Genomic DNA, 24,441 nt, shown 5'->3' with positions numbered 1-24,441 from the left:
CTGAATATCAACTAATGAGCTAGTAAAACTAGCAGAATAAACTATCGCGATTGCCGCAAGGATACCACTGTGCCTGAAACGGGGACAGTTAAATCTTAAAATGTGAAATATGGGCGTTAAGATTGTGACCGCTCGCAAGAAGTTGTTCGCTGGCAGAAGATATTTGCTCGCCCTGCTGAACGGTTTTCTGGCTGTGATCGGCCAGTTGGGCCAGGTTGCTATTGATGGCCTCGGCTGCCTGGGTCTGCTGGGTACTGGCATCGGCGATATGCTGGTTCAGCTCCCTGATCGTCGTGATTTGCTCACCAATGGTTGTCAGCGTCTGGGCCACTTCGTCAGCATGCTTGGCGGTGCTAGCAGATTGCTGGCGGGTTTGCAGTAGGGCTTCACTCACCTCAATGGCGCCGGCCTGCAGGCTATCGATGATTTCTTCTATTTCATTGGTGCTGGCTTGGGTTCGGGTGGCCAAGGTACGGACCTCATCGGCCACAACAGCAAACCCCCGGCCTTGCTCTCCGGCCCGGGCTGCCTCGATAGCCGCATTGAGCGCCAATAAGTTGGTCTGGTCGGCGATCCCCCGGATCACATCGAGTACAGAACCGATAGTCTGGGAGTCTTTGGCCAGCGCCTGGGCACTGGTATCGGTATTGTCGAGCAGGTTAAGCAGGGCATGCATTTCAGCCGACGAGTTAGAGACAACTGAGATACTGTTTTCACTCTGCTGGTGGGCATCCATGGCAGCTTCGGCAGCCTGGCGGGCCGAGAGGGACACTTCCTGGTTGCTGGTATGAAGCTGGTGCATAGCAGCGGTGACACTATCGACGCCTTTATGGGACTCTGTTGCACTGCTAACGGTGTGATTAGCAACGGCATTGAGCTGGGTGGATGCTGAGCTTATTTGCTCGCTGACCGGGGAGATGTCTTTTAGCATGTTGCTGATCCGGTTGGCGAAGGTATTATAGGCTTGGGCAAGGCGGCTAAGTTCATCATTGCCGTGGCAAGGGAGGCGAAGTGTTAGATCACCATCTCCTTCGGCAATATCTTGCATGGCGGATAAGGTTTCCTCGCAAGGGGCGGTGATCGAACGGCCAATAGACCATGCCATTACAAACATAATCGATAATGAGCCCAACAGGATCAGCCCGAGCTGCTTCATTTCGGCATAGAACTGGGCTTTGACATCGTCGACGTAAATACCCGAGCCGATAACCCACCCCCAAGGTTGGAAGCCTTTGACGAAAGAGATTTTTTCGACAGGGACCTCTGAACCCGGTTTTTCCCAGTAGTAATCAACAAACCCGGCCCCTTGCTGTCTGACAGTCGTGACCATATTGGTAAATAGCGGGTTTCCGTGTGGATCTTTAAATCCACTGAGATCTTTACCGTCCAGTGATGGTTTGAAAGGGTGCATGACCATACGCGGAGTCATGTCGTTAATCCAGAAGTAATCTTTCTCTTCATAACGAAGAGCGGCGACGGCTTGTTTGGCTTGCGACTGAGCTTTTGTGCGGCTCAGTAAACCTTGTTGTTCCTGCTGATAATAATAGTTAAACAGGCTGTGGGCTGACTCAACTAAGTGGCGGGTTTTCAGGCGTTTTTGTTCCAGTATGCTCGACTGGTAGTTAGAGGCGAATAGAAAGAGGGGGATAAGAGACAGTACCGTGATGGTGATCCCCAGTAAATAAAGTCGCCGGCTGATAGAAATTGCTCTTAATTTGTCGGTGCCCATAGCCATTACCTTTTTATTGTCATTATAAAGACCCATAGTTAATAGGGTATTCCGCTTGCGCGTAACAAATCAAGAACCTACTTGTAACACTTTAGTCGCGAATAGTTAAAACTGTGGTGTGTCAATCTGTAATAAAATTACAAAAAAAAGAGGTATGGAGCACATAAAATCAAAAAGTGTGACGAGGTTAAAGAAAATACTTGTAAGTTTGTTACGGCATGGGTATAGTTTACCCATCTTCTGGTGAAGACGAAATGACACAGTAAACCGCTCTAGGATGAGCCCGAGGTATCGCCTCCAAGGAACTGAGATTAAGTCAAGCCATGATGGCTGAGCACTAAACGTTTTATGTGTTTTGATAACTTAATATTTAAGGTGATAAAGATGAAAGTATTCGATTCAATGACAAATTTTTGGAATAACCGTTCTGTGTACACTGGTAACTTCCACTACCCGAGCTCTTTCGGCTATTAATTTCTGATTCTGTGCCAGAACCTTAACGGTGACTGGCATGGTATCTCGAGCAGTATTGTTCACCCCCCCCCTTTATTGAGAATTTAGAATACCCGCGATTCGGTTATTCAAGACATTCTTCCGCCACTCCTTCTTGGAGTGGCGTTTTTTTATCTTCAAAGAACGTCTATCTGCTTCCTGAAATATTATCTTTTCTCTTGTTATTGGCATGTATTCGATTACATTGGCTCTGAGGCAATAAATTCATCATTAACTTGATGCATATTATCGTTTGCGTGCGAATAAAAAATTTGTAGCGCTCAAAAAAGCAGCTTAATGGGATGTTGTTAATTCTTTGATTTAATGTGTTTTTTATTTTTTATTGTTGTGCGTGGTCGGTTTTTTATTCGGTTAACACAGTGTGCTACTGATAGTTGCGTTATTTTCTGGAAATTGCTGGCTAAGCAACATATAATCGCCCCCCAAAAATAGATGACGCAAACGTTTTCTATTTTGAATTTAACTTGCGCGTATTATCTCCAAGGAACCGAGAGCAATGCTTGAGAAACTGTTCAAACTGAAAGAGCACGGTACGGATGTTCGCACCGAAATGTTGGCAGGTCTGACGACCTTCCTGACGATGGCTTATATCATCTTCGTTAATCCGACTATGCTGTCCGCTACAGGTATGGATCAAGGTGCCGTATTTGTTGCCACTTGCTTGGCCGCGATGGTCGGCTGTTTCATCATGGGCTTTGTTGCAAATTACCCTGTTGCTCAAGCACCTGGGATGGGCTTGAATGCTTTCTTCACCTATGGGGTTGTTCTTGGGATGGGGCATACGTGGCAGGTTGCATTGGCTGCGGTATTCCTGTCTGGGTTGTGCTTTATCGCCTTGAGTGTTTTGCGGGTTCGTGAGTGGATCATCAATGCGATCCCGATGGCTCTGCGTACCGGTATCTCGGCAGGTATTGGTTTGTTCTTGGCTTTTATTGCATTGCAGAGCTCAGGCATTGTGGTTGATAACCCAGCAACACTGGTTCATGTTGGTGATCTGACAAGTTTCCCGGCGGTGATGGCGTCATTGGGCTTCTTCCTGACGATTGCGCTAGTCCATCGCGGTTATAAAGCTGCGGTGTTAATTGCAATACTTGCAGTGACAGTACTTGGCATCCTTTTTGGTGATATCACTTACGGCGGTGTGATGTCGATGCCACCAAGCATTGCGCCAACATTCATGCAGATGGACTTTAGCGGCGCACTTGAAGTCGGCCTGATTTCTGTTGTATTTGCCTTCCTATTTGTCGACCTGTTTGATACGGCAGGGACGCTGGTGGGTGTTGCGACAAAAGCCGATCTGATGGATAAAGAAGGTAAGCTGCCTCGCCTGAACCGTGCGTTGCTGGCTGATAGTACGGCGACCTCTGTGGGCGCTGTCTTGGGTACGTCAAACACGACCTCTTTCGTCGAGAGTGTATCGGGTGTTGCTGTCGGTGGCCGTACGGGTCTGACGGCAGTCACTGTTGGCGTATTGTTCTTTTTGGCATTGTTCTTTGCGCCGTTGGCAGGTATGGTTCCTGCCTATGCGACAGCAGGTGCCCTGTTCTATGTCGCCATCTTGATGATGTCAGGTTTGGTCAGTGTAGACTGGCGCGACTTAACAGAAGCGGCCCCAGTAGTTGTCGTTTGTCTGTTAATGCCGTTAACATACTCCATCGCTGAAGGTATCGGCCTTGGCTTTATCACTTATGCTGCTGTGAAGGTTATGAGTGGCAAGGGAAGAGATGTAAATATTAGCGTATGGGTTATTGCAGCGCTGTTTGCTGCTAAAATTGCCTTCTTATAACAGTTTATAAATATATCCAGCGACAATATCGCTGATTCAGAGGTTCATCGGATATGAGTACTAAATTCGTCATCACTTGGGACAACATGCAAATGTACACTCGTCAGCTGGCAGAAAAACTGCTTCCTGCTGATCAGTGGAAAGGTATTATTGCTGTTAGCCGCGGTGGTTTGGTTCCTTCTGCGATCCTGGCTCGTGAGCTTAACATCCGTCATGTAGATACAGTGTGTATTTCAAGCTACGACCACGACCACCAGCGCGAAATGAAAGTGCTGAAGCGGGCTGAAGGTGATGGTGAAGGCTTCTTGGTTGTTGATGATTTGGTTGATACTGGCGGTACAGCAGAGATGATCCGCGCAATGTACCCGAAAGCCAAGTTTGTAACAGTGTGTGCAAAGCCTGCCGGTAAGCACCTTGTTGATGATTATGTCGTTGATATTACTCAGGACACTTGGATTGAGCAGCCATGGGATATGGCCGTGACTTTTGTCGATCCGATTGCCAAGAAATAATCGCCAGTCGATGAATGAATAAAAAGGAGCCTTTGAGGCTCCTTTTTTGTTTAAAGGCGTACTTTAATCCATTCACTTTGAGCTAATTAGCCTGCCAGTGAAATGTTGCATCAAGCCGGAATGGAATAAAAGAGGGCTAACGCATGGCTCTGATGTCAGCCAGTGACTCGCCATTAGGCTTGTTGCGGTAAAAATTATTGTAGTTGATGAGGTCTATCGCATCGTGACCGGTCAACTCACACTTTCTGTCTAGCTTGGTTTGGTAAGAGCCTTGGATTTGCTCGCCAGATGCATCGAGGCAGACCGCTATTTTGGCATTAACGGCTCCGGATGCCTCACCAGGATTACCCCCAAGAACACCACCGCTACCAAATGCCAGCACAGAGCTTGAAAATAGCAACATACTGCATACACCGAGTATTTTCTTCATACAACAACCACCGTATAAAATACTAACAGTAGTATCAGCATAGCCCAGGATGGAAAATCAGTTAGGGATCGGACGGGAGGTGAAGTTTCAGCTCTTTCTATTCTCAACATTGCATCATTAGAGTCAGAACAGTGGCAGTGTCGCATTTGTGGTTAAAGTACAGCAGCTTGCCATGATGACAACGCCGAACCAAAAAAATAGGCGTGGAAAGATAAGGGGCATAGATAGGTGTTCCAGTGTTGCTTTTTTGTTTTTTTGCGCACACTGCAACTCACTGTTGGATGGTATACTTTTGGTATCAATGTCTTTGCGCACGTTGACTGATGCCTTCTTGGTGGATGCCGTTTTTCTCCTTAGGCAAAGGATCACCAAATGAGTTGTTGTGCGTAGATAGAAATCGAACAATGGAGCTTACCGTGTCTGAACCTTCTAAAACTAATTTATCAGAAAAGCTGTTTGCACCGCGGCAAACCTCGAAGGAAACGTCCGGCCTGGTCAAGCTGGCCGAAGTTGCTTCAAAGCCAATGCATAATGCGATGGATGGTGATAGCGAAGCGGGGTGGTACCGGGTATTGAGACGTCCGCAATGGGCATGGCAGGGAGTTGATCCAATCGAGATGGAATCGATTTTCTCTCGTATGGCCAACTCTGAAGCACCACGTACCAATGATGAACTGCTCGACACCGTTATCGGCTATAAACCTGGCAACTGGATTTATGAGTGGAGCCAGTCTGGGGCAATGTACCAGAAGACGGCCCGCGATTTGGTGAATGCTGACAAGAAAGACAAGGCGGCGCAGGTATTGCTGACAGCCAGTATGTACTACAGTGTTGCGGCCTACCCCCACCTGAAAGGGGATGCCCTGGCGGCGCAGGCGGAACTGCAGGCGAACCAGACCTACCGTGAAGCCATGGAGTATATGCCGCATCAAATGAAAACCATTGATGTCAAATATGAAGGTAAAACCTTCCAGGCATTTATCCACCTGCCTCGTACCGATAAATTACTGCCGACAGTCGTCGTTAGCGGCGGTCTGGATACCCTACAGTCAGATCTGTGGCGGCTTTACCATGATTATTTGGGCCCGGCAGGTTTTGCCATGGTCACGCTAGATATGCCTTCTGTCGGCCACAGCTCGGCTTGGACGTTGACGGAAGATACCAGTCGCCTGCATCAGGCATTGCTGCAGCAAATTCGTGATGTACCTTGGGTCGATCACCACCGTGTTGCCATGCTGGGACTACGCTTTGGGGGCAATGCGGCGATCCGCCTGGGCTTTATTGAGCCGACCCGCCTGAAAACCTGTATTAGCCTTGGCGGGGCGATACACAGTGTATTGGCTGATCCCAAGCGACTTGATGCCATGCCACGGATGTATCTCGATATGATCGCTTCGCGAATGGGCAAAAAGGGTGTCTCCAGGTCGAGCCTGACATCTCACCTTCCGGCCTGGTCGCTTAAGCAGCAGGGGTTGCTTGGCCGCCGTAAGACGGAGGTGCCGATGCTGGGGATCAGCCTGAAAAATGATCCGATCTGTACTGATATCGATAATCAGCTGATTGCAATGTCCAGCCGGGGTGGCAAGGCAATCACGCTACCGGAAAAGCCGCTTCACGATGGCTATCATCGCTCACTCGTGGCGGTAGTAGACTGGCTGAAAGAAAAATTAGCCTAAAGGCTGTTATTTATTTAAGCCTTGAGGGATGTAAATAAAATGTTGCTATCTTTTGGCTTTATGGCTTAAATGGAGTGACTAGAGGTAGAGGCTAAGCTGTGATTGAACCTTAGCTCTCTGCCTGGCACCCGATGGTTGCTGTTATTGTGCTATTGACTATGGATGGAGATACGCTATGACGACTACAACAACATTTCCGCCTCATGGGCGTCTGATGACGAAGCTAACGGCGCTGGGGCCCTATCTGCGCCAGCAGCAGTCTTCAGAAGGCCGCTTCTTCTTTGATTGCCTGGCAAGCTGTATTAGTGCCAAGAAAGAGCCAGAAGAACGTGAGTTTTGGGGCTGGTGGTTGCTCCTGACTGTCACTGATACCGGTTTTGAATACCGTTACCACTTTGGCCGTTACGATAGTCATGGAGACTGGGTTAAAGAAAGTGTTCCTGCCAAGCATGAGCAGGCGGTGCTCCAGACACTCGATGACTTTTATCCGAAATTGACTGGTTTGCTGCAAGATGAGTTTAAACTGACAGTAACTGCAGCCAGTGAGCTTGAGGAAGCAGAGCTGGGCACGGTTGCCTGATCTCGCTCAGAACATATTATCTACAGCTTGATGAAAGATTAATGCGCATTTAGAGCGCATTTTTCTTGTGATCTAGCAAGGGGATTGATAAAACATCTGAATATAAATTTATTCATCACAATTGTTTAATCCCAATGGCAGATACTAAACATTCGAACGCTACAGAGCAGGACCTCGTGGGTGCACACTCTTCCAAAGAGACCCAGGCGGTTAGACAATCCCACCCACCTCAGCAGACAATTGTCGTCAAGCTGGGAACAAGCGTGTTAACGGGCGGAACATTACAGCTAGATCGTGCCCATATGGTTGAACTGGTTCGGCAGTGCGCATCACTGCGCCGCCAGGGCCATAAGGTCATTATGGTAACATCCGGCGCGATTGCCGCAGGCCGCGAGCATCTGGATTACCCCGAACTCCCCAAAACCATGGCTAGCAAGCAGCTATTGGCTGCGGTTGGCCAGAGCCGCTTGATCCAGGAATGGGAAAGTCTGTTTGGTATCTATGGCCTGCATGTCGGCCAAATGCTGCTGACCCGAGCCGACCTAGATGACCGTGAGCGCTATCTCAATGCTCGCGATATGATCGTGGCGCTGCTGGATAACGGTATTATTCCTGTCGTTAATGAAAATGATGCGGTTGCTACTACTGAAATCAAAGTCGGTGACAATGACAACCTATCAGCCCTGGTCGGGATCCTGGCCAGTGCCGATAAGCTGTTGTTGTTGACTGATCAGCCTGGCCTGTTTACTGCCGATCCTCGCAACAACCCAGATGCCGAGCTGATACGTGAAGTCCATACCATCGATGAAACCCTGCACAAGTTGGCGGGTGGTAGTGTTGGAGGATTGGGCACTGGCGGTATGGCAACCAAGCTACAGGCTGCCGATGTTGCCCGCCGGGCAGGTATCGAAGTGATTATTGCAGCGGGGAGCCGCCCTGATGTGATTGCTGACTTGGTTGAAGGGGAGTCGGTCGGCACCCGTTTTCTGCCGCTGGAATCGCCACTGGAAAGCCGCAAGCGCTGGATCCTAGCTGGACCACCGCCAGCAGGGGATATCGTGATCGACGACGGTGCTGCAATGGCGGTACAACAGCGTGGCAGTAGCTTGCTGTCAAAAGGGATCACCGAAGTGAAAGGGCAGTTCGAGCGGGGCGAAGTCACCCGGATTTTCAATACCAAGGGAGTCTTGCTAGCCCGTGGTATCTGTCGTTACTCAAGCAAAGATATGGCAAAGATTGCCGGAAAGCACAGTCAGGATATTTATCAGGTCCTGGGCTATGAATACGGTCCGGTTGCTGTGCACCGTGATGATCTGGTTGTGATCTGATCACGCACTCGGCAACGTACTGAAAATATTTTGATGATAGGGGAAGAGTGTGGATCTTGAAATTTTGGGTAAAGCGGCGCAGCAGGCAGCCTTCGAGCTAGCGACTGCTGCAACAGCACAGAAAAATCAGGCTTTGGCGATCATTGCCGATGAACTGGAAGCCAATAGTGATGCCATTCTGGCGGCAAACGCCAAAGATATTGCTGCCGCACGCGAGTCAGGCATGTCAGATGCCCTGGTTGACCGCCTGCTGCTCAACGAAGGACGCCTGGCGGGTATTGCCAGCGATGTGCGTAATGTTATCAGCCTTGATGATCCGGTTGGAGCGGAGCTTGATAGCAAGGTGCTGGAAAACGGTATGCGCCTTAGCCGCCGCCGTGTGCCTTTGGGTGTCGTCGGGGTGATTTACGAAGCTCGTCCGAATGTAACCATCGATATTGCGGCATTGTGCCTGAAAACCGGTAATGCCAGTATCTTGCGTGGTGGCCGCGAAACGTTCCATTCCAATATGGAGCTGGTGAAAGTGATCCAGGTCGCTTTGGAAAAAGCCGGCCTGCCAGCGGCCTCGGTACAGTATATTGAGAAGCCAGACCGTGAGTTGGTTTCAAAGCTGCTCAAGCTGGATCAGTATGTCGATATGATCATTCCGCGTGGCGGGGCTGGCCTGCACAAAATGTGTAAGGAAAATAGCACGATACCAGTGATTATTGGCGGCTTCGGGATCAGCCATGTCTATGTCGACAATACGGCGGATCTGGCTCGTGCGCTGGATGTGGTGGAAAACTCAAAGGTTCAGCGCCCGTCAGCCTGTAATGCGCTGGACACACTATTAGTCAGCGAAGAGGTTGCCGAAGCTTTCCTACCTCGTTTGGCTGAACGCATGAATCAGAGCCAGGTAGCTTTGGTGGCTGACGGAACCAGCTATGCGTTGCTGGAAGGCAAAGCAGCGGAGCTTCGTAAAGTTGCCGAAGGTGACTTCGACACTGAATGGCTGAGTTTCACCCTCGGGGTGAAAGTGGTTAAAGATGTCGATGAAGCCATTGCCCATATGCGCAAGCACAATGCCAGCCATTCCGATGCGATCCTGACTAACGATATTCGCTCTGCAGAGCGATTTGTAAATGCGGCAGGATCGGCTGCGGTTTATGTCAATGCATCGACTCGCTTTACCGATGGCGCTCAGTTTGGCCTTGGTGCCGAAGTGGCGGTTTCAACTCAGAAGCTGCACGCCCGTGGCCCGATGGGACTGGAAGAGCTGACGAGTTATAAATGGGTGGGTGTTGCCGACTACTTATGCCGTTCTTAATGCAACGGAAGGCGTAGCCTTGGATACGGGTTACGCTTTGCTCCGTGAAGCGTGAAAAAGCGAGAGTTGTTGTTGACTCTCGCTTTTTTGATTCTACAACCTGCCACGCTTCACGCTTCACGCTTCACGCTTCACGCTTCACGCTTCACGCTTCCTTATCGCTCTCGTCGTCTTTCTTCTGCGCTTCTTCGCGCTTTTTCTTATCCTGCAGGTATTTGATTTTGTCGCGATAGCCAAACTTCATATTGGCCGTGTACTTCAAGGCCGCAATGTTACTGACAACAACGCTGACGACGATGATGCTGATAACCCAGGGGTTGAGTAGCCATTCCACCATTTAGACCTCGCAGATATTCTCTATATACCTACTATAAAGATTATCAAGCTTTCGCAAAATCTGCGACTTTCCAGCGATTTGGCTTGCATTAAGTGTGTGGTAAAGCAGCTCTGGTGTCAGTTGCTTGAGCAAGAGATGACTGATGGGGTAGTAACTTATATGCCAGGGCTCAACGGCAACCCCGTTTCGGTCTTCGGCATACGGCAAATAGAAATCAAACTGCCTCATCTGCTCATTGAGCCAGGCACTGAATTCCGCTTGGTGACCGCCTGTTTCGTACTCCCAGGGTTCTAGCTGAAGGCTGACACCTTTTGGCAGGCAGTTCGCCGCATAGACATCGATATCGGTTCCCCAGTGGTGGCGGCTGGCACCGGGCAGGGCCGACCAGCGCAAAATGGCATGGATCCTTTCTAATTCCGGTAACAGGCTGGCATCGACTGGCTGGCCGTTGCTATCCAATAGCGGGCGGGAGCCATTGAACTTGTTGTTCCAGATTAGCAGCTGGCGCTCAAAAGGGCGAAAGGCACTGGCGATCTGTAGGTCAAAACCAGCCTGTGTGGCTGCTTGTTGAAGGCTGGCAAAGGCTGGTTGTACATCTCGGTGCAACAAGTGCTGCTGGTAGCTGACCAGGTGAGTATCTGTCTGTCCGGTAAGTTGCCCGGCGCTGAGCGGCCGGGCTGAAGTTGAGCTAGTCATTAAAGCGCTTTTTCTAACACCTTCTGGTACATGTCTGTCAGCTTCTCGAGATCAGCGACCTTCACACACTCATTTACTTTATGGATCGTAGCGTTACACGGCCCTAGTTCAACAACCTGGGCACCGGTACGGGCAATGAAGCGCCCATCTGAAGTGCCACCGGTTGTCAGTAGCTCCGGCTTCTTGTGGTTAACTTCTTCAATGGCTTCGACAACTGCATCCAGTAAGGGGCCATGATCGGTCAGGAACGGGAGGCCGTTGAGGGTCCATTTCAGATCATAGTCCAATCCATGGGCATCGAGTACCGAGTGAATTTTTCGCTTGATGCAGTCAGCGGTGAGCTCGGTACTGAAACGTAGGTTGAACTGCACATGGAACTCGCCCGGAATGACGTTCGATGCCCCTGTCCCTGCATGCAGGTTGGCAATCTGGAAGCTGGTGGGCGGGAAGTAAGCATTACCGTTATCCCAGGTTGTTGCAGCCAATTCTGCTAATGCTGGCATAGCACGGTGTACCGGGTTATCAGCAAGGTGCGGATAGGCCACATGGCCCTGGGTGCCTTTGAGGGTGACATCGCCGGTGATCGAACCGCGACGGCCATTTTTGACCACATCGCCCACCGCATGGGTGCTGGATGGCTCACCGACAATGCACATGTCAATCTTCTCGTTACGGGCTTCCAGTGTATCAATCACCCTGGTTGTCCCGTTGATAAACGGCCCTTCCTCATCAGAGGTGATCAGCAGGGCAATTGAGCCCTTGTGATCCGGGTTGTCAGCCAGAAAACGTTCGATCGCCACAATGAAGCATGCCAGTGAGCCTTTCATATCGGCTGCGCCGCGCCCGTGCAGGTAGCCATCAATAATTGTCGGCTCAAAGGGCGGGGTATGCCAGAGATCCGATGGCCCGGCAGGAACAACATCCGTATGTCCGGCAAAGACAAACAGTGGCGCTTCCGTGCCACGGCGGGCCCACAGGTTGGTGGTATCTTCAAATACCATGGTTTCAATCTTGAAACCGAGCTTTTCAAGACGTGCAATCATCACATCCTGACAGCCTGCATCTTCCGGGGTTACCGAAATGCGGCTGATAAAGTCTTTCGCCAGGGCGATAACCGGGCTATCTGACATCCTTGTATCCTTAACTATTTATCTGCGAGGGAAGACTGGAAAATATCTTGATACTGAGCGGGCTTGAAACCGAGGTGGTAGGTTTCGTTGTGTACCAGCAGCGGGCGTTTGATCATGGCTGGGTATTCCAGCATCAACGTAATAGCAGTATCACGGTTTAGTCCGGCCTTTTGTTCATCGTTGAGCTGGCGGTAAGTGGTGCCGCGTTTGTTGACCATGGCCTCCCAGCCAAGCTGGGCTTCAAATGCTTCCAGCATGGTCTGATCCAAGCCGTCTACACGGTAATCGTGGAAGCGGTACTCTATACTTTCTGCTTCCAGCCACTTTTTCATTTTTTTGATGGTATCGCAGTTCTTAATGCCGTAGGCAACTGTACTCATAATATTGCTGACTTACTTTTATTATCGAATGAGTTTTCCTTTATAACGAGATTACTCGGGCTTCGCAACGGTATTAGCTGCTGTAGCTGATTGCCATTTTGATCAGCCAGACACAGGCAGATAGGCCGACAGCAAAAATAATGGTTCGCCACGGGCTTAGCTTACAGGCATAACACACCATATACAGCGCCCGTGATAGCACAAACAGGTAGGCGGGCAGGGCGGCTTGCTCTTCCGGTACGCTGGCAAAGTGCGCAATAAAGACGCAGATGGCAAAAACCGGGGTAATCTCCCAACCATTGGCCTGAGCTGCTTTTACCCGGGCTGCCGCACCAGTGAGCTCTCTCTCCTGAATGCGGGGCTGGTTGATATCAAATTTTCCTGTTTGGCGAAAAGTCAGCCAGCCGCCTATTCCAGCCAGCAGGTAATTGAACAGAATCGAGATGATGATGCACCAGAAAGCAGGGGTCATAGTGATGGCCTATTAGTTAGGGCGGGCTGAGAGCTGATATTTAGTGTAGAACGGATTAATGAGGATAGGCTCAGGGAGCGCTATGATTTCAGGTGCTAAATGCCATAGGCAAATAAAATTGCTAGCAATAATAGTTGATGCCTAATGGCAGGTATTTGAGTGCAACCAAATATCCGTTTTTTTTGGAGTATTGATACTAATAACTTTGTCAAAACAAAAGGTTGAACAACTCAAGTTGTTGATAATAAAATGATTGTTAGTTAATTGTGAATGATTTGTTTTGTGGCAAAAGTGAGATCTGAATCACTGATTTGTATCGCCGTGTTCTATAAATCTTGCCCCACCTTGATCAAACTCAACATGCAATCTGCTGGAGACGGAATAATGAAGCCTTAAAATTATGGAGGTCTCAATGGAATTGAATCCGGTTTTTGCCCGTCGTCTTTATTTAGCGCTGCTTGTTGAACAACTTGAACGGCCTAATGTCCCTAAACTTATTGAAATTACTGGCTGGCCACGTCGTACTATCCAGGATGTACTAAAAGCCCTACCGGGTTTTGGTATTGAGTTGGCATTTGTACAGGATGGCAAGCGCCATAATGATGGTTATTATCAATTGAGTGACTGGGGACCGTTTGATCTACAATGGGTCGAATCGCGAGAGCAGGACATCATCACATCCGTATCTAGTTAAGAAAAAACCGCAGAGCTGCGGTTTTTACCTTAATTGTTTTATAGCGATGAATCAGAAAGGCTGGAACTGTGATTCTGGGCAATCATAGGCGTTGCCCATCAGTGTGACCGAGGTGCCGAAATCCTGGGGGCTATAGAGATCCACAGTATTGGCACCACGTCCTGTCGCTTGGTTTTTCAGGTCATTCAAGGCACCACCCGTCAATGCCTTGTTGCTGATGAACCAGAATGAATACCAGCTTCCTTCTGAGCCAATAACCGTTCCCTTCTCAATGCACTTCTCTAGCTTAACTGATGAATCCCAGCGTATACGTACATTTTCACTGTGACTGTGCAGTGCCGTGGTTTCACAGCCTAGCAGTTGCAATGAGCAGAATCCGATTAAGGCTGCTTTTTGCATTACTGACCTTGAGACTCGAGATATAACACGGTGGCAGCCGTACGCGATTTCACCTGGAGCTTTTTCAACAAGCTCTTCATGTGAACTTTGACTGTCGCCTCTGAGATAAACAGCGAATCGGCAATCTGCTTGTTGCGGTACCCTTTCGCCACCTCTTTTAGGATCTGCATTTCCCTGTCTGTCAGCGAATTAAGCAAGGAGTCTTGTTCCGAGTTATCTTCAAGGTATTCCCGAACCAGATCGCTGTATGCCTTACCGCCACACAGCGCCTGCTTTAGCAATTCAATCAATTGCTCGGGTTCGGTATCTTTAAGTAAGTAGCCGTCTGCACCGGCATTGATCAGCGCTTTGACATCTGATCGGCTATCAGAAACGGTTAAGACCACAATACTGGCTTGGATCTCTTCGGCGCGCATGGCATTGAGGGTATCAAGCCCCGACATCCCCTTCATATTCAGATCGAGCAGAATAAGATCAGGCTCTTTTTCACTGGCTAACAGCACGGCATCGGCCCCGTTGCTGGCTTCTCCCACAATTTCAAAATCTGGCTCAAAACTGAGTAACTGGCTGATCCCCCGGCGCATTAGCGGGTGATCATCCACAATCATTATCTTCCAACTTGTCATAGTTATAATCCTTAAGGCTCAAGGGTAAAATTTAAGGCGACTTCACAGCCAGAGCCCTGGGTTGTATTTATTGTCAGCTCACCATTTAGGCGTGATGCCCGCTCTGTCATGATTGCCAGGCCATAGTGATTGAGTTTTTCATTGGCAGGGTCAAAGCCCTCGCCGTCGTCGTTGATCCGGATGCTGACCCGATCACCATCCTGGTTGCAGGTCACGATGATTTCGTCCGCCCCTGCATGCTTGATCGCATTGAGTACGGCTTCTCTGATCAGCTGCAGTAAATGCACCTGGTGGTGCGCATCTAAGCTCAACGATGATAAGTGGTTATCTATGATGAGCATAGCATCGGTCTGCTCATCAAGAGGTTTTAGCATCTCTACCAATGCTTCACCAAAATTCGCCTCTTTGATCGTCAGGCGGAACGTGCTTAGCAGTTCTCGTAACTGGGTATAAGCGCCAGACAGACCACTATCAATATCAGTAATGATCTGCATCGCGTTTTCGGTTTCGTTCTTGCCTAGCTGCCTTTTTAACAATGTCATCTGAATCTTTAGGTATGACAAAGACTGTGCCAGCGAATCATGCAGCTCACGGGCAATCGTAGCACGCTCTTCCATCAATAATAACTGTTCTGCCTGTTTTTGAGCCCGATTGTAATAGATAGCCCGAGCCAGGGTGCGGGCAATGTTGTCGATCAAATTTTTGTCCGGGCAGGGCAGGGTATATTGCCACCAGAGCTGGCCGAGCACCTGGCCGTCAAGCTCCAGGTCCTGATAGTGCCATTGTCGATCTGACGGGGTACCGGCAGTGATCTCGGTGTTGATGCCATTATTTTCGTCAATGATCAGCTTGGTTGCGGTTAGGCCCTCTATCCCAATTAGGGTATCGAGCATGGAGGAGAAGTTCTGTGATGACAGGCGGCTTACCGAGAGTTCCTGGGAGCAGTTGTAGAGTACCTGCAACGATTCGTTAGCGTGGCGCAGGCGCCGGGTTTTTTCATCAACGGATTTCTCCAAATCCCGATAGAGCTTACCAAGCTCGGCAGCCATTTTAGAAAATGTGCCAGCCAGGATCCCAAGTTCGTTGTCACTTTTAACCTGCAGGGCTATCTCAAACTGTCCGTTCTGGACCCGTTCGCTTGCAGCAACGAGTTGGTTGAGCGGAGAGACAATTTTTCGCTGGGTAAAATGGATGGTAAACAGGGCAGCAATCAGGATCAAGCTAAGCCCTATCCCGCCTGCGATAGAAAGCACCTGGAGCTTAATGACAGAAAACTCCTGGAGCTCGAAGACAAACCTATCAATCCTGTCGACAAAGTTGGCAACTTCGCTCAGAAAAATCCGCTGATCCCCTGAATAGAGCTCGGGGTGTAAGTTCTCCCAGCGACCGATCAGGTTGTAGTAATGGACTTTGATATCCGTGGGCACTGTCCAGTGCTCTAGGGCTGCCATTGAAGGCGAGAAAAGCGACTGCTCGAATTGATCAAGGTGCTCAGTGATCTGAGGAGAGTTGGTCTGGATGTCGTAGGCCAGGCGGTAGCTTTGCATCCGCAGGGAGCCAGACACATTGACAGCTTCAGCATCGTTGAGGCTTGATGCTAGCGTCAGTAGTGCGAAGCTGGTGGTGGCGACTGATAGCAACAGGATCACCAGCATAGCGCGGGCGATAGTCGTGGTAACGGGCTTGAGCGGCCTATTTTGCACTGAAAATCCTTTCTTTGAATAACGGTCACAGCTGATTGTAAATCAATCAGTTAGGGTGTTAATTGAATTATGGTTTTTATGGGCGTAGTCAATATTGTGAGGGTTGTCATTTCTGTTTATTGATCCAGGACAATTTTACCCCCTATTTAGCCCTTACTAGGTATTTAAGCATTTATTACGAGATTTACACTAGCCATGTAAAAAGATGACGGTTTATGAACAGCATTTAATGGCTTTTAGGCCGTCTCTGCGCATTGATAGCAACTCGTAATATATATTTTATTTATATTACTTCACAAAAGGTAAAGCGGATGTTTGATCGTTCTCGCCGGAGTCTGTTTTCTCGGCGTCGCACTCCAGCATTACAGCGACTGCCCTGGGTTGTTGATGAAGACACATTTGTCGATAGCTGTACCCGTTGTAACAAATGTCTCAATGCGTGTGAAACACAGATTATTGTCAAAGGCGACGGGGGATTTCCCACTGTCGACTTTACTCGTGGTGAATGTACTTTCTGTACCCGTTGCGCTGAAGCTTGCCCTGAAATGTTGTTCCGCCCTACAACGGAGCAACCTTGGGACATGAAAGCACAAATCAACCAAAGCTGTTTGGCTCAGAATAAAATCGAGTGCAGAAGCTGCGGTGATATGTGCGAGGTACAGGCGATTCGGTTCAAGCTACAAGCGGGTGGTGTGGCACTACCGGAACTGGATACGGATGCATGTAATGGTTGTGGTGCTTGCTTATCAGTCTGCCCTGTATCAGCCATCAGTATGTTCACAAAAGAATTAGAAGAGAAATAGCTTATGGCACAAGAAGAAGTACATATTTCGAGTCTGGTTGTTCATGTTAAGCCAGAACACCTTGAAGTAGTAAAAGCTCAAATACTTGAATTGCCAAATACCGAGATCCACGGTGAGAGTGAAGAAGGAAAAATCATTGTTGTCCTGGAAACAGCCAATCAGGGCTACGTGACGGACACCATCGATAAAATCAATAACTTAGAACATGTTTTAATAACTTTTTTAGTGTATCACCAAATTGAACACTTTGATTCGCAATCTGAGGATGATTCATGAAAATGACAAGACGTGCGTTTGTGAAAGCAAACGCCGCTGCATCGGCAGCAGCTGTAGCTGGTATTACACTACCGGCATCAGCAACTAACTTAATTGTTAGTTCTGATGAAACCAAAATTAAATGGGACAAAGCGCCTTGTCGTTTTTGTGGTACAGGTTGTTCAGTACTTGTTGGTACACAGAATGGCCGTGTTGTCGCGACTCAGGGTGATCCAGAAGCACCAGTTAACAAAGGCCTTAACTGTATTAAGGGCTACTTCCTGTCGAAGATCATGTACGGTAAAGACCGCCTGCAAACGCCAATGCTGCGTATGAAGAACGGTAAGTTCGACAAAGACGGTGACTTCCAGCCAGTTTCCTGGGATCAGGCATTTGATGTAATGGCCGACAAGTGGAAAGCAGCACTGAAGAAGCAGGGTCCTTCCGGCGTAGGTATGTTCGGCTCAGGCCAGTGGACAGTAATGGAAGGTTACGCCGCATCAAAAATGATGAAGGCCGGTTTCCGTTCTAACAATATCGATCCAAATGCCCGTCACTGTATGGCTTCTGCTGTAGGTGCCTTTATGCGTACTTTCGGTATCGATGAGCCTATGGGTTGCTACGATGATTTCGAGAGTGCCGATTCGTTTGTGCTTTGGGGCTCGAACATGGCCGAGATGCACCCAGTATTGTGGACACGTCTTACTGACCGTCGTTTAAGTAATCCTCATGTTAAAGTAAACGTGTTGTCAACTTATTACCACCGCTCTTACGAGCTGGCTGATAATGGCATGATCTTCGAACCGCAGACTGACCTGGCGATTGCTAACTTTATTGCTAACTACATTATCCAGAATGATGCAGTGAACTGGGACTTTGTTAATAAGCATACCCACTTCAAGCGCGCAACAACCGATATCGGTTACGGTCTTCGTGATGAGCACCCGCTGCAGCAGAAGGCTGAAAACCCGAACGTTGGTAAAATGCACCCAATGAGCTTTGATGAGTATAAAGCGTCGGTTGCAGAGTATACAGTCGAGAAAGCCTCTAAAATGTCTGGGGTTTCTGAAGAGAAACTACTGGAGATGGCGAAGCAGTACGCTGATCCAGATGTAAAAGTGATGTCACTGTGGACTATGGGCATGAACCAGCACACCCGTGGTGTATGGATGAACAGCCTGGTGTACAACATTCACCTGTTGACCGGTAAGATCTCCAAGCCGGGTTGTGGCCCATTCTCGCTAACAGGCCAGCCATCAGCATGTGGTACTGCCCGTGAAGTGGGTACGTTCTCTCACCGTCTGCCTGCAGATATGGTGGTTAAAAATCCTAAGCACCGTGCTTACGCCGAGAAAATTTGGAAACTGCCTGAAGGCACTATTCCGCCAAAACCGGGTTACCACGCAGTTCTCCAGGATCGCATGCTAAAAGACGGTAAGCTAAATGCCTACTGGGTAATGTGTAACAACAACATGCAAGCTGGCCCGAATATCAATGAAGAGCGTCTGCCAGGTTACCGTAACCCAGACAACTTCATTGTTTGTTCTGACCCATACCCAACAGCAACGGCTCAGGCTGCCGATCTAATCCTACCGACTGCAATGTGGGTAGAGAAAGAAGGTGCTTACGGTAACGCTGAGCGCCGTACCCAGGCATGGTATCAGCAGGTTGAGCCGCAGGGTGATGCGAAATCTGATCTCTGGCAGCTGATGGAATTCACCAAGCGCTTCAAGATTGAAGAAGTGTGGGGTGAGGATCTGCTGGCTAAAGTACCACAGTACCGCGGCAAAACAATGTATGACGTGCTGTTCCGCAATGGCCAGGTAGACCAGTTCCCGCTGTCTGAAGCTCAAGAACTGAATGATGATGCCAAGGCGCAGGGTTACTATGTTCAGAAAGGCCTGTTTGAAGAATATGCCGCGTTCGGTCGCGACCATGGCCATGACTTAGCACCATACGATGTTTACCACCAGGTACGTGGTCTGCGCTGGCCGGTTGTTGATGGCAAAGAAACCAAATGGCGTTTCGTTGAAGGTTCTGATCCGTATGTACCTGCGGGTGAAGGCTACCGCTTCTACGGTAAGCCAGACGGTAAGGCAAACATTATCTTTGCACCGTTTGAGCCAGCCCCGGAGATGCCGGATAAAGATTATGACATGTGGCTGTGTACTGGCCGTGTGCTTGAGCACTGGCATACAGGTACCATGACTCGCCGTGTACCAGAGCTGTACAAAGCTGCACCTGATGCAGTGTGTTATATCCACCCTGACGATGCTCAGTCGCGTGGCCTGCGCCGCGGTGATGAGGTCCTGCTGGAGTCCCGTCGTGGTGAAGTTCGTTGTCGAGTAGAGACCCGAGGCCGTAACCGCCCACCTGTTGGTTTGGTTTTCGTTCCTTTCTTTGATGCTCGTATTTTGGTTAACAAGCTGATTTTGGATGCCACGGATCCGCTGTCGAAGCAGACAGATTTTAAGAAGTGCCCAATCAAGATCACCAAAGTGTAAATAATCGAATGATATCAGCGGTGATTGCCCATTCCATGTGATTGGGTAGTCACTCTCTTGACTCGAATTTAGCCATTAGGCGGAGAATACAATGAAACGACTAGTTTTAGCGGTCATGGCTGTAGGAATGTTGGTAGCCGGTGCCGCACAGAGTGCAGAAGAACTTCATAATCCAGGTGGTATTGGTGGGGTAGAATCACTGCGTGGTGCCAGCGAGCTGGAAACAACGCGTGCTGCTGACAGTTTTAAGCGTTACCCTCGTGACCAGGGCACTATTGATAGTGATTACGTTTACCAGCCACCTTTGGTGCCGCACACCATTCGTAACTATGAAGTATCACTGAATGCCAACAAGTGCCTAGCTTGTCACAGCTGGAAAAATGCCAATGAAATGGGCGCAACCAAAATCAGTGTGACTCACTATCAAACTCGTGAAGGACAGGTGCTATCAGATGTGTCACCTCGTCGTTACTTCTGTTTGCAGTGCCATGTGCCTCAGGCTGATGCGAAGCCATTAGTTGAAAATGACTTCCAACGTGTTGATGCCCTGCGCTAGTTATAGCCATTAAATAAAGAGAGGCTATAGATGAATATATTAAAAGCATTTTGGCGCAGGTTAACATCACCGAGCAAGGTTGCAGTTGGTCTGGTTCTGTTCATGGGCTTTATGGGCGGTCTTTTGTTCTGGGGTGCATTTAACACCGGTATGGAAGCGACCAATACCGAAGAGTTTTGTTCGGGTTGTCATGCGCCGATTGTGAAAGAGATCCGTGAAACGGTTCACTTTGCCAACCGCTCAGGCGTGCGGGCCATTTGTTCCGACTGTCACGTACCGCATAACTGGACAGATAAAATTGTTCGTAAGGTACAGGCATCGAAAGAGCTGGTGGCTTTTGCGATGGGTACAATTGGCACAGAAGAAAAATTCAAAGAACGCCGGGGGTATCTGGCGAACCGAGAATGGCACCGGATGAAAGAAAACGATTCACAGGAATGTCGAAACTGTCATAACTTTGACTACATGGACTTTTCTGAGCAGGGGCCACGAAGTGCGAAACAGCACTCTACGGCACTGGCTTCAGGTGAGAAAACCTGTGTAGACTGCCACAAAGGTATTGCGCACAAGTTACCTGACATGAAAGACGTTGAAGGCTGGCAGTAAGGCCTGATTATCCGGCAATAATATAAAGGTAGGTACACGATGAGTTCATTAGAATCGCTTATCTGGCACACGCTGGGTTATGCCGCAATGCCAGTGATAATCCTGACGGGGTTTGCTGCAGTTGCTGCAATATCTGTAGGGCTTTTGGCTTTGGGTAAAGACAAGAGCGTCTAAGTACAGTATTGCTAATTGTTAAAAAGCCATGTCGCAAGACATGGCTTTTTTATTGCGTTTTTTATTGCGGAAGGGATGGGGATGGCTTCGATGCCCGCTTGAATAATCCGATAAGCATCATACTCATCCAAACCAGGTATAGCGGCAGCCACTCAATCAAAAACTGCTTGAATGGAGAGCCATACTCTAGCAGCCAAACCTCGATTAGGTGCAAGATCACCATGCTCATCAAGCCGATAAAGCTGAATACCAGAAATGATGGCCTATCCATAAGCTCCCCCTTCAGATCAATATACACAAGATAGATCTAAATGGTAATCATTATCAAGTATTGCACGTGCCTATTTGCATAGCTTGTAACCTGGAGCTAATTATTTAGGTAACCCTTAGCAACGAGTTTCAGACGGAATTGCTCGGCCCGCTCAAGGTTAACCCCAAAGTCGGAGTATCCGGTTCTGGATTCGGAACGAACTATAAGCTCATCGCCATGCAGCCTGACTTCAAAGTCGTCAACAAACCCAAAGATCTTGCTGCGACACTCTACACGAACGTACTGATCGCCTTGCTGTCCTAGGCTTGCGCCGGGAAGAGACAAAGCGATCTCTTTGATCGCCTGCCAGTTATTAAGCCCTTGTTGGCTGAGTTTGAATGCTGCCAACTTGAAATCTTCACGGGATTCAAGGGTTGAGACACAGTTGGGTTTTTCACCACATTCCTCAAGGGAACGATCCGGTTGTATCGATGGCCTGGTGTCGGCGTTGGAGCAGCCTAGCAGTATCAGGCTTGGCAACAAAAGCAGTAACGGTTTTGTCATTTCGCAGTCCCTGTTTTATTAAAGAGAGATAGCCAAGCAGGGCAACCTTGTACTTATTGGTACAGACTGTTTGCTTATTGCAGTAGAAATGCGGCAAAGCCGCCCCATGACAGAGCTAAAAGCAGCCAAGGTAACCAGTGTTGTTTATAGACAATTTGGGTTTCAATACTCGCTGGTGCCTCTTGCGGCTGTGGAGCTTGCTTGTCTTTGACTTGCTTCTTGCGCTGTTTATCCCTTTCTCGAGACTTTGCTTTCTGTTGCTTTTTGTACAGCTCAATGCCTTTTTGAATGCCTTGGGCAATAAGCTTGGTTTGCTCTTTCGTCTGGCTGGGTTTCTGCGTTGCACGGGCGATTTTCAGGGCTTCAGCCTGGGTTTCCGGTGACGGATTAGTTTGCTGTTTATTCTGCGTCATACTCGTTCCATTGAGGATCTGGTAGTCAATCTTATCTTGGCGATTATACCCTGCTTGAAGCGAGTTGAAAGAGACGTGGCGGCAATAAAAACCATCCAAAATGTAGGAATATTTCAACATGTGAATGATGTATAAAAATTCACCTTTTGTTGTTTGTTACTTGCCTAAAGGGTTGATATGTCTATATTTGAATACTGTTTTAATTATTAGTGCCAGGTTTGGTTTGGCGTGCGGGTTATGTAATAAAATAATGAATAATACGATTGTTAGTACCAAAATCGTGATCTTGGCTACAAGATGAACAATTGAAAAGTGCGGTAAGCCACAGAATTTACCACTGCAGGGTTGTGATTCATGCAAGATGAATTATCGTGTTAGCAGAATAATATGACGTGCTACTTTGTTGTCGGTTGAAATTGAATAACTGAGCCTCCATTGCATTAAAGAGATGATATGGTGCATGGGGAAACCGTTTGTTTTATCCGATTGATGCTTATGATAAGCATGGCTTATTAAAGCCTTCAGCTATGCTCTGGCTGACACTGGCTTTCAGCGCTAAGGCGTGGGTTGTTTTTGTGATGGCGGGCGCCAGCCGAGATCAAGGGGCGCAGATTCTAGAGGTTTTATACCCATTGCGAGAGAACTTATATTTCGCAATGGTGATTGGTCTACCTGCATTACTGTTAATGTGGTTAACCGGACAACGACACAAAAATAATAAATTAATAAATACATTATGGCAGCACGGCAAAACCATTTTACTCGCTGCCTATGTGACTGATTGTGCTTTGCAAGTGTATCAACTGTCTCTTATACACGGTGCCTTCAGCTGGGCCCAGGCAGTAACTTTGTTACTGACGCTGTGGCTAAGCGCTTATATAGCTCGAAGCACCCGGGTCAGAAATACATTTGCCGATAAGCCCTTGGAGAGGTAAAGCAAATGAATGAATGGGGTAAAGGGTTAGTCCTTTTTAGTGCCTTTTTAAGTCCGCTAGCCATGGCTGATTGGCTACTGGATGTGAACTTTGAATTATCAAGTGCAGGCAATACGCAGACTGTGAATACGTCTTTGTCTTTGCTGCCTGGTGAAGAAACGATATTTTTCGGTACCACAGATGAAAGCAGCAGCCCGCGGGAGCTGGTTGGTAGCGCCGAGTTGCTCGAAGTATCGGCCGAAGAGGTTAAAATAGCCTTCAAGGTTCAGGAGCGGCTTGATGATGGGGCCTGGCGGACGCTGATCTCGCCAACATTATCGACCGGGCTGAATTCTCCGGCCTTGTTTGAAACAATTGACGGCGAAGCCAACGAGCAGGTAAAGCTTCAGGTTGAAGTCACATCTGTCTGATAGTTATCTGGCCCAGGCTGTTGATTCAAAACGCTCCTTTTGGGAGCGTTTTTTGTTTTTATACATGATGTTGTCAGCACGGGATAGGAAATAGTCGGGCGTATCTCCCTGGCGGTAGAAGGTAATGCCAACACTGGCACCAATTTGAATCTTGTGTGGGCCAACAGTAAAGGTTTTGCGGGCAAGGGTTGATATTTGTTCTACCAGTTTTGTGGCATCACTTTTTGAGGTTGTATCCAGCAAGACAACAAACTCGTCGCCTGCCAGCCTGGCAAAGAAACTGTGCTTGCCGCTCAATAGCGCTTCGACCCGGAAACAGAACTGCTGTAAGATGCGATCTCCGGCATGGTGCCCGTAGGTATCGTTAACGTTTTTAAAGTTGTCGAGATCGATAAACAGTATGGCTGGACTCGCTTGATGGGGCTTGATGCTGCTGATCACTCGATGTAGCTCTTCAACCAGTGCATAACGATTGGCGATACCGGTGAGGGTATCTTTTCGTGCCATTTCTTCAGCCTTTTGCTCAGCTTCAATTCGAAGGGAGATTTCCAGTTTGAGTTGTCGGTTGACGTATGAGAAATACCCGGCGGCTAACGAGGTAACGGCTAAGAGTAACCCTCCGAACTGGATCCAGGCTTTGATATCCTGCCATGTAAGATCAGCGCGTTGTGGGT

Annotated in this window: 30 protein-coding genes; 16 read left to right on the top strand and 14 right to left on the bottom strand. The window is 48.6% G+C overall.

Going from position 1 to position 24,441, the window contains the following annotated elements; all coding sequences use genetic code 11:
* Positions 1–88: 88 nt before the first annotated feature.
* Positions 89–1,729: a methyl-accepting chemotaxis protein gene (locus AC51G0_RS14815; protein ID WP_496299447.1), complete on the bottom strand. Its 1,641-nt coding sequence runs from the start codon at positions 1,727–1,729 to the stop codon at positions 89–91.
* A 348-nt stretch (positions 1,730–2,077) separates the two neighbouring features.
* Between AC51G0_RS14815 and vcdP the strand changes: the two genes are divergently transcribed.
* From vcdP to gpt, 3 genes are all read left to right on the top strand, one after another.
* On the top strand, positions 2,078–2,203 hold the full coding sequence (vcdP, locus tag AC51G0_RS14810) for a small protein VcdP (RefSeq protein WP_496299445.1): 126 nt from the start codon (positions 2,078–2,080) through the stop codon (positions 2,201–2,203).
* Between the two features lie 535 nt (positions 2,204–2,738).
* Positions 2,739–4,028 carry an NCS2 family permease gene (locus AC51G0_RS14805; protein ID WP_496299443.1) on the top strand — a complete coding sequence of 430 codons (1,290 nt, stop codon included), beginning with the start codon at positions 2,739–2,741 and terminating at the stop codon, positions 4,026–4,028.
* 53 nt (positions 4,029–4,081) lie between these two features.
* On the top strand, positions 4,082–4,540 hold the full coding sequence (gpt, locus tag AC51G0_RS14800; RefSeq protein ID WP_496299442.1) for a xanthine phosphoribosyltransferase: 459 nt from the start codon (positions 4,082–4,084) through the stop codon (positions 4,538–4,540).
* 136 nt (positions 4,541–4,676) lie between these two features.
* Here the strand turns inward: gpt and AC51G0_RS14795 are convergent, their stop codons facing one another.
* Complete coding sequence (locus AC51G0_RS14795; RefSeq protein ID WP_496299441.1) at positions 4,677–4,970, bottom strand: hypothetical protein; 294 nt, start codon at positions 4,968–4,970, stop codon at positions 4,677–4,679.
* 416 nt (positions 4,971–5,386) lie between these two features.
* Between AC51G0_RS14795 and frsA the strand changes: the two genes are divergently transcribed.
* The 4 genes from frsA to AC51G0_RS14775 all read left to right on the top strand — a co-directional run bounded on the left by frsA (position 5,387) and on the right by AC51G0_RS14775 (position 9,860).
* Positions 5,387–6,646, top strand: coding sequence for an esterase FrsA (frsA, locus tag AC51G0_RS14790; RefSeq protein WP_496299440.1), 1,260 nt, complete (start codon positions 5,387–5,389; stop codon positions 6,644–6,646).
* A 175-nt stretch (positions 6,647–6,821) separates the two neighbouring features.
* Positions 6,822–7,226, top strand: a complete 405-nt coding sequence (crl, locus tag AC51G0_RS14785; protein WP_496299438.1) for a sigma factor-binding protein Crl — start codon at positions 6,822–6,824, stop codon at positions 7,224–7,226.
* A 134-nt stretch (positions 7,227–7,360) separates the two neighbouring features.
* Positions 7,361–8,554, top strand: a complete 1,194-nt coding sequence (gene proB, locus AC51G0_RS14780; protein ID WP_496299437.1) for a glutamate 5-kinase — start codon at positions 7,361–7,363, stop codon at positions 8,552–8,554.
* 49 nt (positions 8,555–8,603) lie between these two features.
* A complete protein-coding gene (locus tag AC51G0_RS14775) occupies positions 8,604–9,860 on the top strand; it encodes a glutamate-5-semialdehyde dehydrogenase (RefSeq protein WP_496299435.1) in 1,257 nt (418 codons plus the stop codon).
* 145 nt (positions 9,861–10,005) lie between these two features.
* Here AC51G0_RS14775 and AC51G0_RS14770 read toward each other — a convergent pair whose 3' ends face one another.
* The 5 genes from AC51G0_RS14770 to AC51G0_RS14750 all read right to left on the bottom strand — a co-directional run bounded on the left by AC51G0_RS14770 (position 10,006) and on the right by AC51G0_RS14750 (position 12,875).
* Complete coding sequence (locus tag AC51G0_RS14770) at positions 10,006–10,194, bottom strand: DUF2897 family protein (RefSeq protein WP_496301964.1); 189 nt, start codon at positions 10,192–10,194, stop codon at positions 10,006–10,008.
* 3 nt (positions 10,195–10,197) lie between these two features.
* Entirely contained in the window at positions 10,198–10,893 is a 696-nt protein-coding gene (locus tag AC51G0_RS14765; RefSeq protein ID WP_496299433.1) for a M15 family metallopeptidase, read from the bottom strand.
* Positions 10,893–12,023 (bottom strand): succinyl-diaminopimelate desuccinylase, encoded by a 1,131-nt coding sequence (gene dapE, locus AC51G0_RS14760; RefSeq protein WP_496299432.1) that lies wholly within the window; start codon positions 12,021–12,023, stop codon positions 10,893–10,895. The genes AC51G0_RS14765 and dapE overlap by 1 nt, the downstream gene beginning before the upstream one ends.
* 14 nt (positions 12,024–12,037) lie before the next feature.
* Positions 12,038–12,403, bottom strand: a complete 366-nt coding sequence (locus tag AC51G0_RS14755) for an ArsC family reductase (RefSeq protein ID WP_496299431.1) — start codon at positions 12,401–12,403, stop codon at positions 12,038–12,040.
* Positions 12,404–12,476: 73 nt separating this feature from the next.
* Positions 12,477–12,875: an MAPEG family protein gene (locus tag AC51G0_RS14750; protein ID WP_496299429.1), complete on the bottom strand. Its 399-nt coding sequence runs from the start codon at positions 12,873–12,875 to the stop codon at positions 12,477–12,479.
* Positions 12,876–13,287: 412 nt separating this feature from the next.
* Between AC51G0_RS14750 and AC51G0_RS14745 the strand changes: the two genes are divergently transcribed.
* Complete coding sequence (locus AC51G0_RS14745) at positions 13,288–13,569, top strand: winged helix-turn-helix domain-containing protein (protein ID WP_496299428.1); 282 nt, start codon at positions 13,288–13,290, stop codon at positions 13,567–13,569.
* A gap of 51 nt (positions 13,570–13,620) precedes the next feature.
* On the opposite strand, the gene AC51G0_RS14740 is transcribed toward AC51G0_RS14745, so the two are convergent.
* Genes AC51G0_RS14740 through narQ form a run of 3 tightly spaced genes read right to left on the bottom strand, consistent with a single transcriptional unit; the run spans position 13,621 to position 16,297 of the window.
* A complete protein-coding gene (locus tag AC51G0_RS14740; protein ID WP_496299427.1) occupies positions 13,621–13,968 on the bottom strand; it encodes a DUF4156 domain-containing protein in 348 nt (115 codons plus the stop codon).
* A complete protein-coding gene (locus AC51G0_RS14735) occupies positions 13,968–14,594 on the bottom strand; it encodes a response regulator (RefSeq protein ID WP_496299426.1) in 627 nt (208 codons plus the stop codon). The genes AC51G0_RS14740 and AC51G0_RS14735 overlap by 1 nt, the downstream gene beginning before the upstream one ends.
* Positions 14,595–14,605: 11 nt before the next feature.
* Positions 14,606–16,297 (bottom strand): nitrate/nitrite two-component system sensor histidine kinase NarQ, encoded by a 1,692-nt coding sequence (narQ, locus tag AC51G0_RS14730; protein ID WP_496299425.1) that lies wholly within the window; start codon positions 16,295–16,297, stop codon positions 14,606–14,608.
* 311 nt (positions 16,298–16,608) lie between these two features.
* On the opposite strand from narQ, the gene napF reads away from it, so the two are divergent.
* The 6 genes from napF (at position 16,609) to AC51G0_RS14700 (ending at position 21,195) form a co-directional block, all read left to right on the top strand.
* Positions 16,609–17,100: a ferredoxin-type protein NapF gene (gene napF, locus AC51G0_RS14725; protein ID WP_496299424.1), complete on the top strand. Its 492-nt coding sequence runs from the start codon at positions 16,609–16,611 to the stop codon at positions 17,098–17,100.
* Between the two features lie 3 nt (positions 17,101–17,103).
* Positions 17,104–17,376, top strand: a complete 273-nt coding sequence (locus AC51G0_RS14720) for a chaperone NapD (RefSeq protein ID WP_496299423.1) — start codon at positions 17,104–17,106, stop codon at positions 17,374–17,376.
* The gene (napA, locus tag AC51G0_RS14715; protein WP_496299421.1) at positions 17,373–19,859 is read left to right on the top strand and encodes a periplasmic nitrate reductase subunit alpha; all 2,487 of its coding nucleotides are present in this window, start codon (positions 17,373–17,375) and stop codon (positions 19,857–19,859) included. The genes AC51G0_RS14720 and napA overlap by 4 nt, the downstream gene beginning before the upstream one ends.
* Positions 19,860–19,950: 91 nt before the next feature.
* A complete protein-coding gene (locus tag AC51G0_RS14710; protein WP_496299420.1) occupies positions 19,951–20,415 on the top strand; it encodes a nitrate reductase cytochrome c-type subunit in 465 nt (154 codons plus the stop codon).
* Positions 20,416–20,445: 30 nt separating this feature from the next.
* Positions 20,446–21,021 (top strand): NapC/NirT family cytochrome c, encoded by a 576-nt coding sequence (locus AC51G0_RS14705; protein ID WP_496299419.1) that lies wholly within the window; start codon positions 20,446–20,448, stop codon positions 21,019–21,021.
* A 39-nt stretch (positions 21,022–21,060) separates the two neighbouring features.
* Positions 21,061–21,195 (top strand): TIGR02808 family protein, encoded by a 135-nt coding sequence (locus AC51G0_RS14700; RefSeq protein WP_496299417.1) that lies wholly within the window; start codon positions 21,061–21,063, stop codon positions 21,193–21,195.
* A gap of 61 nt (positions 21,196–21,256) precedes the next feature.
* Here AC51G0_RS14700 and AC51G0_RS14695 read toward each other — a convergent pair whose 3' ends face one another.
* From AC51G0_RS14695 to AC51G0_RS14685, 3 genes are all read right to left on the bottom strand, one after another.
* A complete protein-coding gene (locus AC51G0_RS14695; RefSeq protein WP_496299416.1) occupies positions 21,257–21,466 on the bottom strand; it encodes a hypothetical protein in 210 nt (69 codons plus the stop codon).
* 96 nt (positions 21,467–21,562) lie between these two features.
* Positions 21,563–22,009 carry a DUF1499 domain-containing protein gene (locus AC51G0_RS14690; protein WP_496299414.1) on the bottom strand — a complete coding sequence of 149 codons (447 nt, stop codon included), beginning with the start codon at positions 22,007–22,009 and terminating at the stop codon, positions 21,563–21,565.
* 74 nt (positions 22,010–22,083) lie between these two features.
* The gene (locus AC51G0_RS14685) at positions 22,084–22,422 is read right to left on the bottom strand and encodes a DUF2956 domain-containing protein (RefSeq protein WP_496299413.1); all 339 of its coding nucleotides are present in this window, start codon (positions 22,420–22,422) and stop codon (positions 22,084–22,086) included.
* 473 nt (positions 22,423–22,895) lie between these two features.
* On the opposite strand from AC51G0_RS14685, the gene AC51G0_RS14680 reads away from it, so the two are divergent.
* On the top strand, positions 22,896–23,357 hold the full coding sequence (locus AC51G0_RS14680; RefSeq protein ID WP_496299412.1) for a DUF2919 domain-containing protein: 462 nt from the start codon (positions 22,896–22,898) through the stop codon (positions 23,355–23,357).
* Positions 23,358–23,362: 5 nt separating this feature from the next.
* Positions 23,363–23,767 carry a hypothetical protein gene (locus AC51G0_RS14675; RefSeq protein WP_496299410.1) on the top strand — a complete coding sequence of 135 codons (405 nt, stop codon included), beginning with the start codon at positions 23,363–23,365 and terminating at the stop codon, positions 23,765–23,767.
* Between the two features lie 3 nt (positions 23,768–23,770).
* Here the strand turns inward: AC51G0_RS14675 and AC51G0_RS14670 are convergent, their stop codons facing one another.
* The gene (locus AC51G0_RS14670) at positions 23,771–24,274 is read right to left on the bottom strand and encodes a GGDEF domain-containing protein (RefSeq protein WP_496301963.1); all 504 of its coding nucleotides are present in this window, start codon (positions 24,272–24,274) and stop codon (positions 23,771–23,773) included.
* Positions 24,275–24,441 lie beyond the last annotated feature (167 nt).

Source organism: Photobacterium sp. HL06 (assembly GCF_059552575.1).
The sequence above is the reverse complement of the archived record's forward strand: the minus strand, read 5'-3'. Positions and strand labels throughout refer to the sequence as shown.

Excerpts from the sequence above, each read along its gene's own strand:
- AC51G0_RS14755 (WP_496299431.1), bottom strand. The coding sequence starts at position 12,403 with ATGAGTACAGTTGCCTACGGCATTAAGAACTGCGATACCATCAAAAAA.
- gpt (WP_496299442.1), top strand. The coding sequence starts at position 4,082 with ATGAGTACTAAATTCGTCATCACTTGGGACAACATGCAAATGTACACT.
- proB (WP_496299437.1), top strand. The coding sequence starts at position 7,361 with ATGGCAGATACTAAACATTCGAACGCTACAGAGCAGGACCTCGTGGGT.
- AC51G0_RS14675 (WP_496299410.1), top strand. The coding sequence starts at position 23,363 with ATGAATGAATGGGGTAAAGGGTTAGTCCTTTTTAGTGCCTTTTTAAGT.
- AC51G0_RS14710 (WP_496299420.1), top strand. The coding sequence starts at position 19,951 with ATGAAACGACTAGTTTTAGCGGTCATGGCTGTAGGAATGTTGGTAGCC.
- napA (WP_496299421.1), top strand. The coding sequence starts at position 17,373 with ATGAAAATGACAAGACGTGCGTTTGTGAAAGCAAACGCCGCTGCATCG.
- AC51G0_RS14705 (WP_496299419.1), top strand. The coding sequence starts at position 20,446 with ATGAATATATTAAAAGCATTTTGGCGCAGGTTAACATCACCGAGCAAG.
- napF (WP_496299424.1), top strand. The coding sequence starts at position 16,609 with ATGTTTGATCGTTCTCGCCGGAGTCTGTTTTCTCGGCGTCGCACTCCA.
- AC51G0_RS14700 (WP_496299417.1), top strand. The coding sequence starts at position 21,061 with ATGAGTTCATTAGAATCGCTTATCTGGCACACGCTGGGTTATGCCGCA.
- AC51G0_RS14805 (WP_496299443.1), top strand. The coding sequence starts at position 2,739 with ATGCTTGAGAAACTGTTCAAACTGAAAGAGCACGGTACGGATGTTCGC.
- AC51G0_RS14695 (WP_496299416.1), bottom strand. The coding sequence starts at position 21,466 with ATGGATAGGCCATCATTTCTGGTATTCAGCTTTATCGGCTTGATGAGC.
- AC51G0_RS14670 (WP_496301963.1), bottom strand. The coding sequence starts at position 24,274 with ATGGCACGAAAAGATACCCTCACCGGTATCGCCAATCGTTATGCACTG.
- AC51G0_RS14765 (WP_496299433.1), bottom strand. The coding sequence starts at position 10,893 with ATGACTAGCTCAACTTCAGCCCGGCCGCTCAGCGCCGGGCAACTTACC.
- crl (WP_496299438.1), top strand. The coding sequence starts at position 6,822 with ATGACGACTACAACAACATTTCCGCCTCATGGGCGTCTGATGACGAAG.
- AC51G0_RS14795 (WP_496299441.1), bottom strand. The coding sequence starts at position 4,970 with ATGAAGAAAATACTCGGTGTATGCAGTATGTTGCTATTTTCAAGCTCT.
- AC51G0_RS14750 (WP_496299429.1), bottom strand. The coding sequence starts at position 12,875 with ATGACCCCTGCTTTCTGGTGCATCATCATCTCGATTCTGTTCAATTAC.
- AC51G0_RS14685 (WP_496299413.1), bottom strand. The coding sequence starts at position 22,422 with ATGACGCAGAATAAACAGCAAACTAATCCGTCACCGGAAACCCAGGCT.
- vcdP (WP_496299445.1), top strand. The coding sequence starts at position 2,078 with ATGTGTTTTGATAACTTAATATTTAAGGTGATAAAGATGAAAGTATTC.
- AC51G0_RS14735 (WP_496299426.1), bottom strand. The coding sequence starts at position 14,594 with ATGACAAGTTGGAAGATAATGATTGTGGATGATCACCCGCTAATGCGC.
- AC51G0_RS14815 (WP_496299447.1), bottom strand. The coding sequence starts at position 1,729 with ATGGGCACCGACAAATTAAGAGCAATTTCTATCAGCCGGCGACTTTAT.
- AC51G0_RS14690 (WP_496299414.1), bottom strand. The coding sequence starts at position 22,009 with ATGACAAAACCGTTACTGCTTTTGTTGCCAAGCCTGATACTGCTAGGC.
- AC51G0_RS14720 (WP_496299423.1), top strand. The coding sequence starts at position 17,104 with ATGGCACAAGAAGAAGTACATATTTCGAGTCTGGTTGTTCATGTTAAG.
- dapE (WP_496299432.1), bottom strand. The coding sequence starts at position 12,023 with ATGTCAGATAGCCCGGTTATCGCCCTGGCGAAAGACTTTATCAGCCGC.
- AC51G0_RS14740 (WP_496299427.1), bottom strand. The coding sequence starts at position 13,968 with ATGCAAAAAGCAGCCTTAATCGGATTCTGCTCATTGCAACTGCTAGGC.
- AC51G0_RS14745 (WP_496299428.1), top strand. The coding sequence starts at position 13,288 with ATGGAATTGAATCCGGTTTTTGCCCGTCGTCTTTATTTAGCGCTGCTT.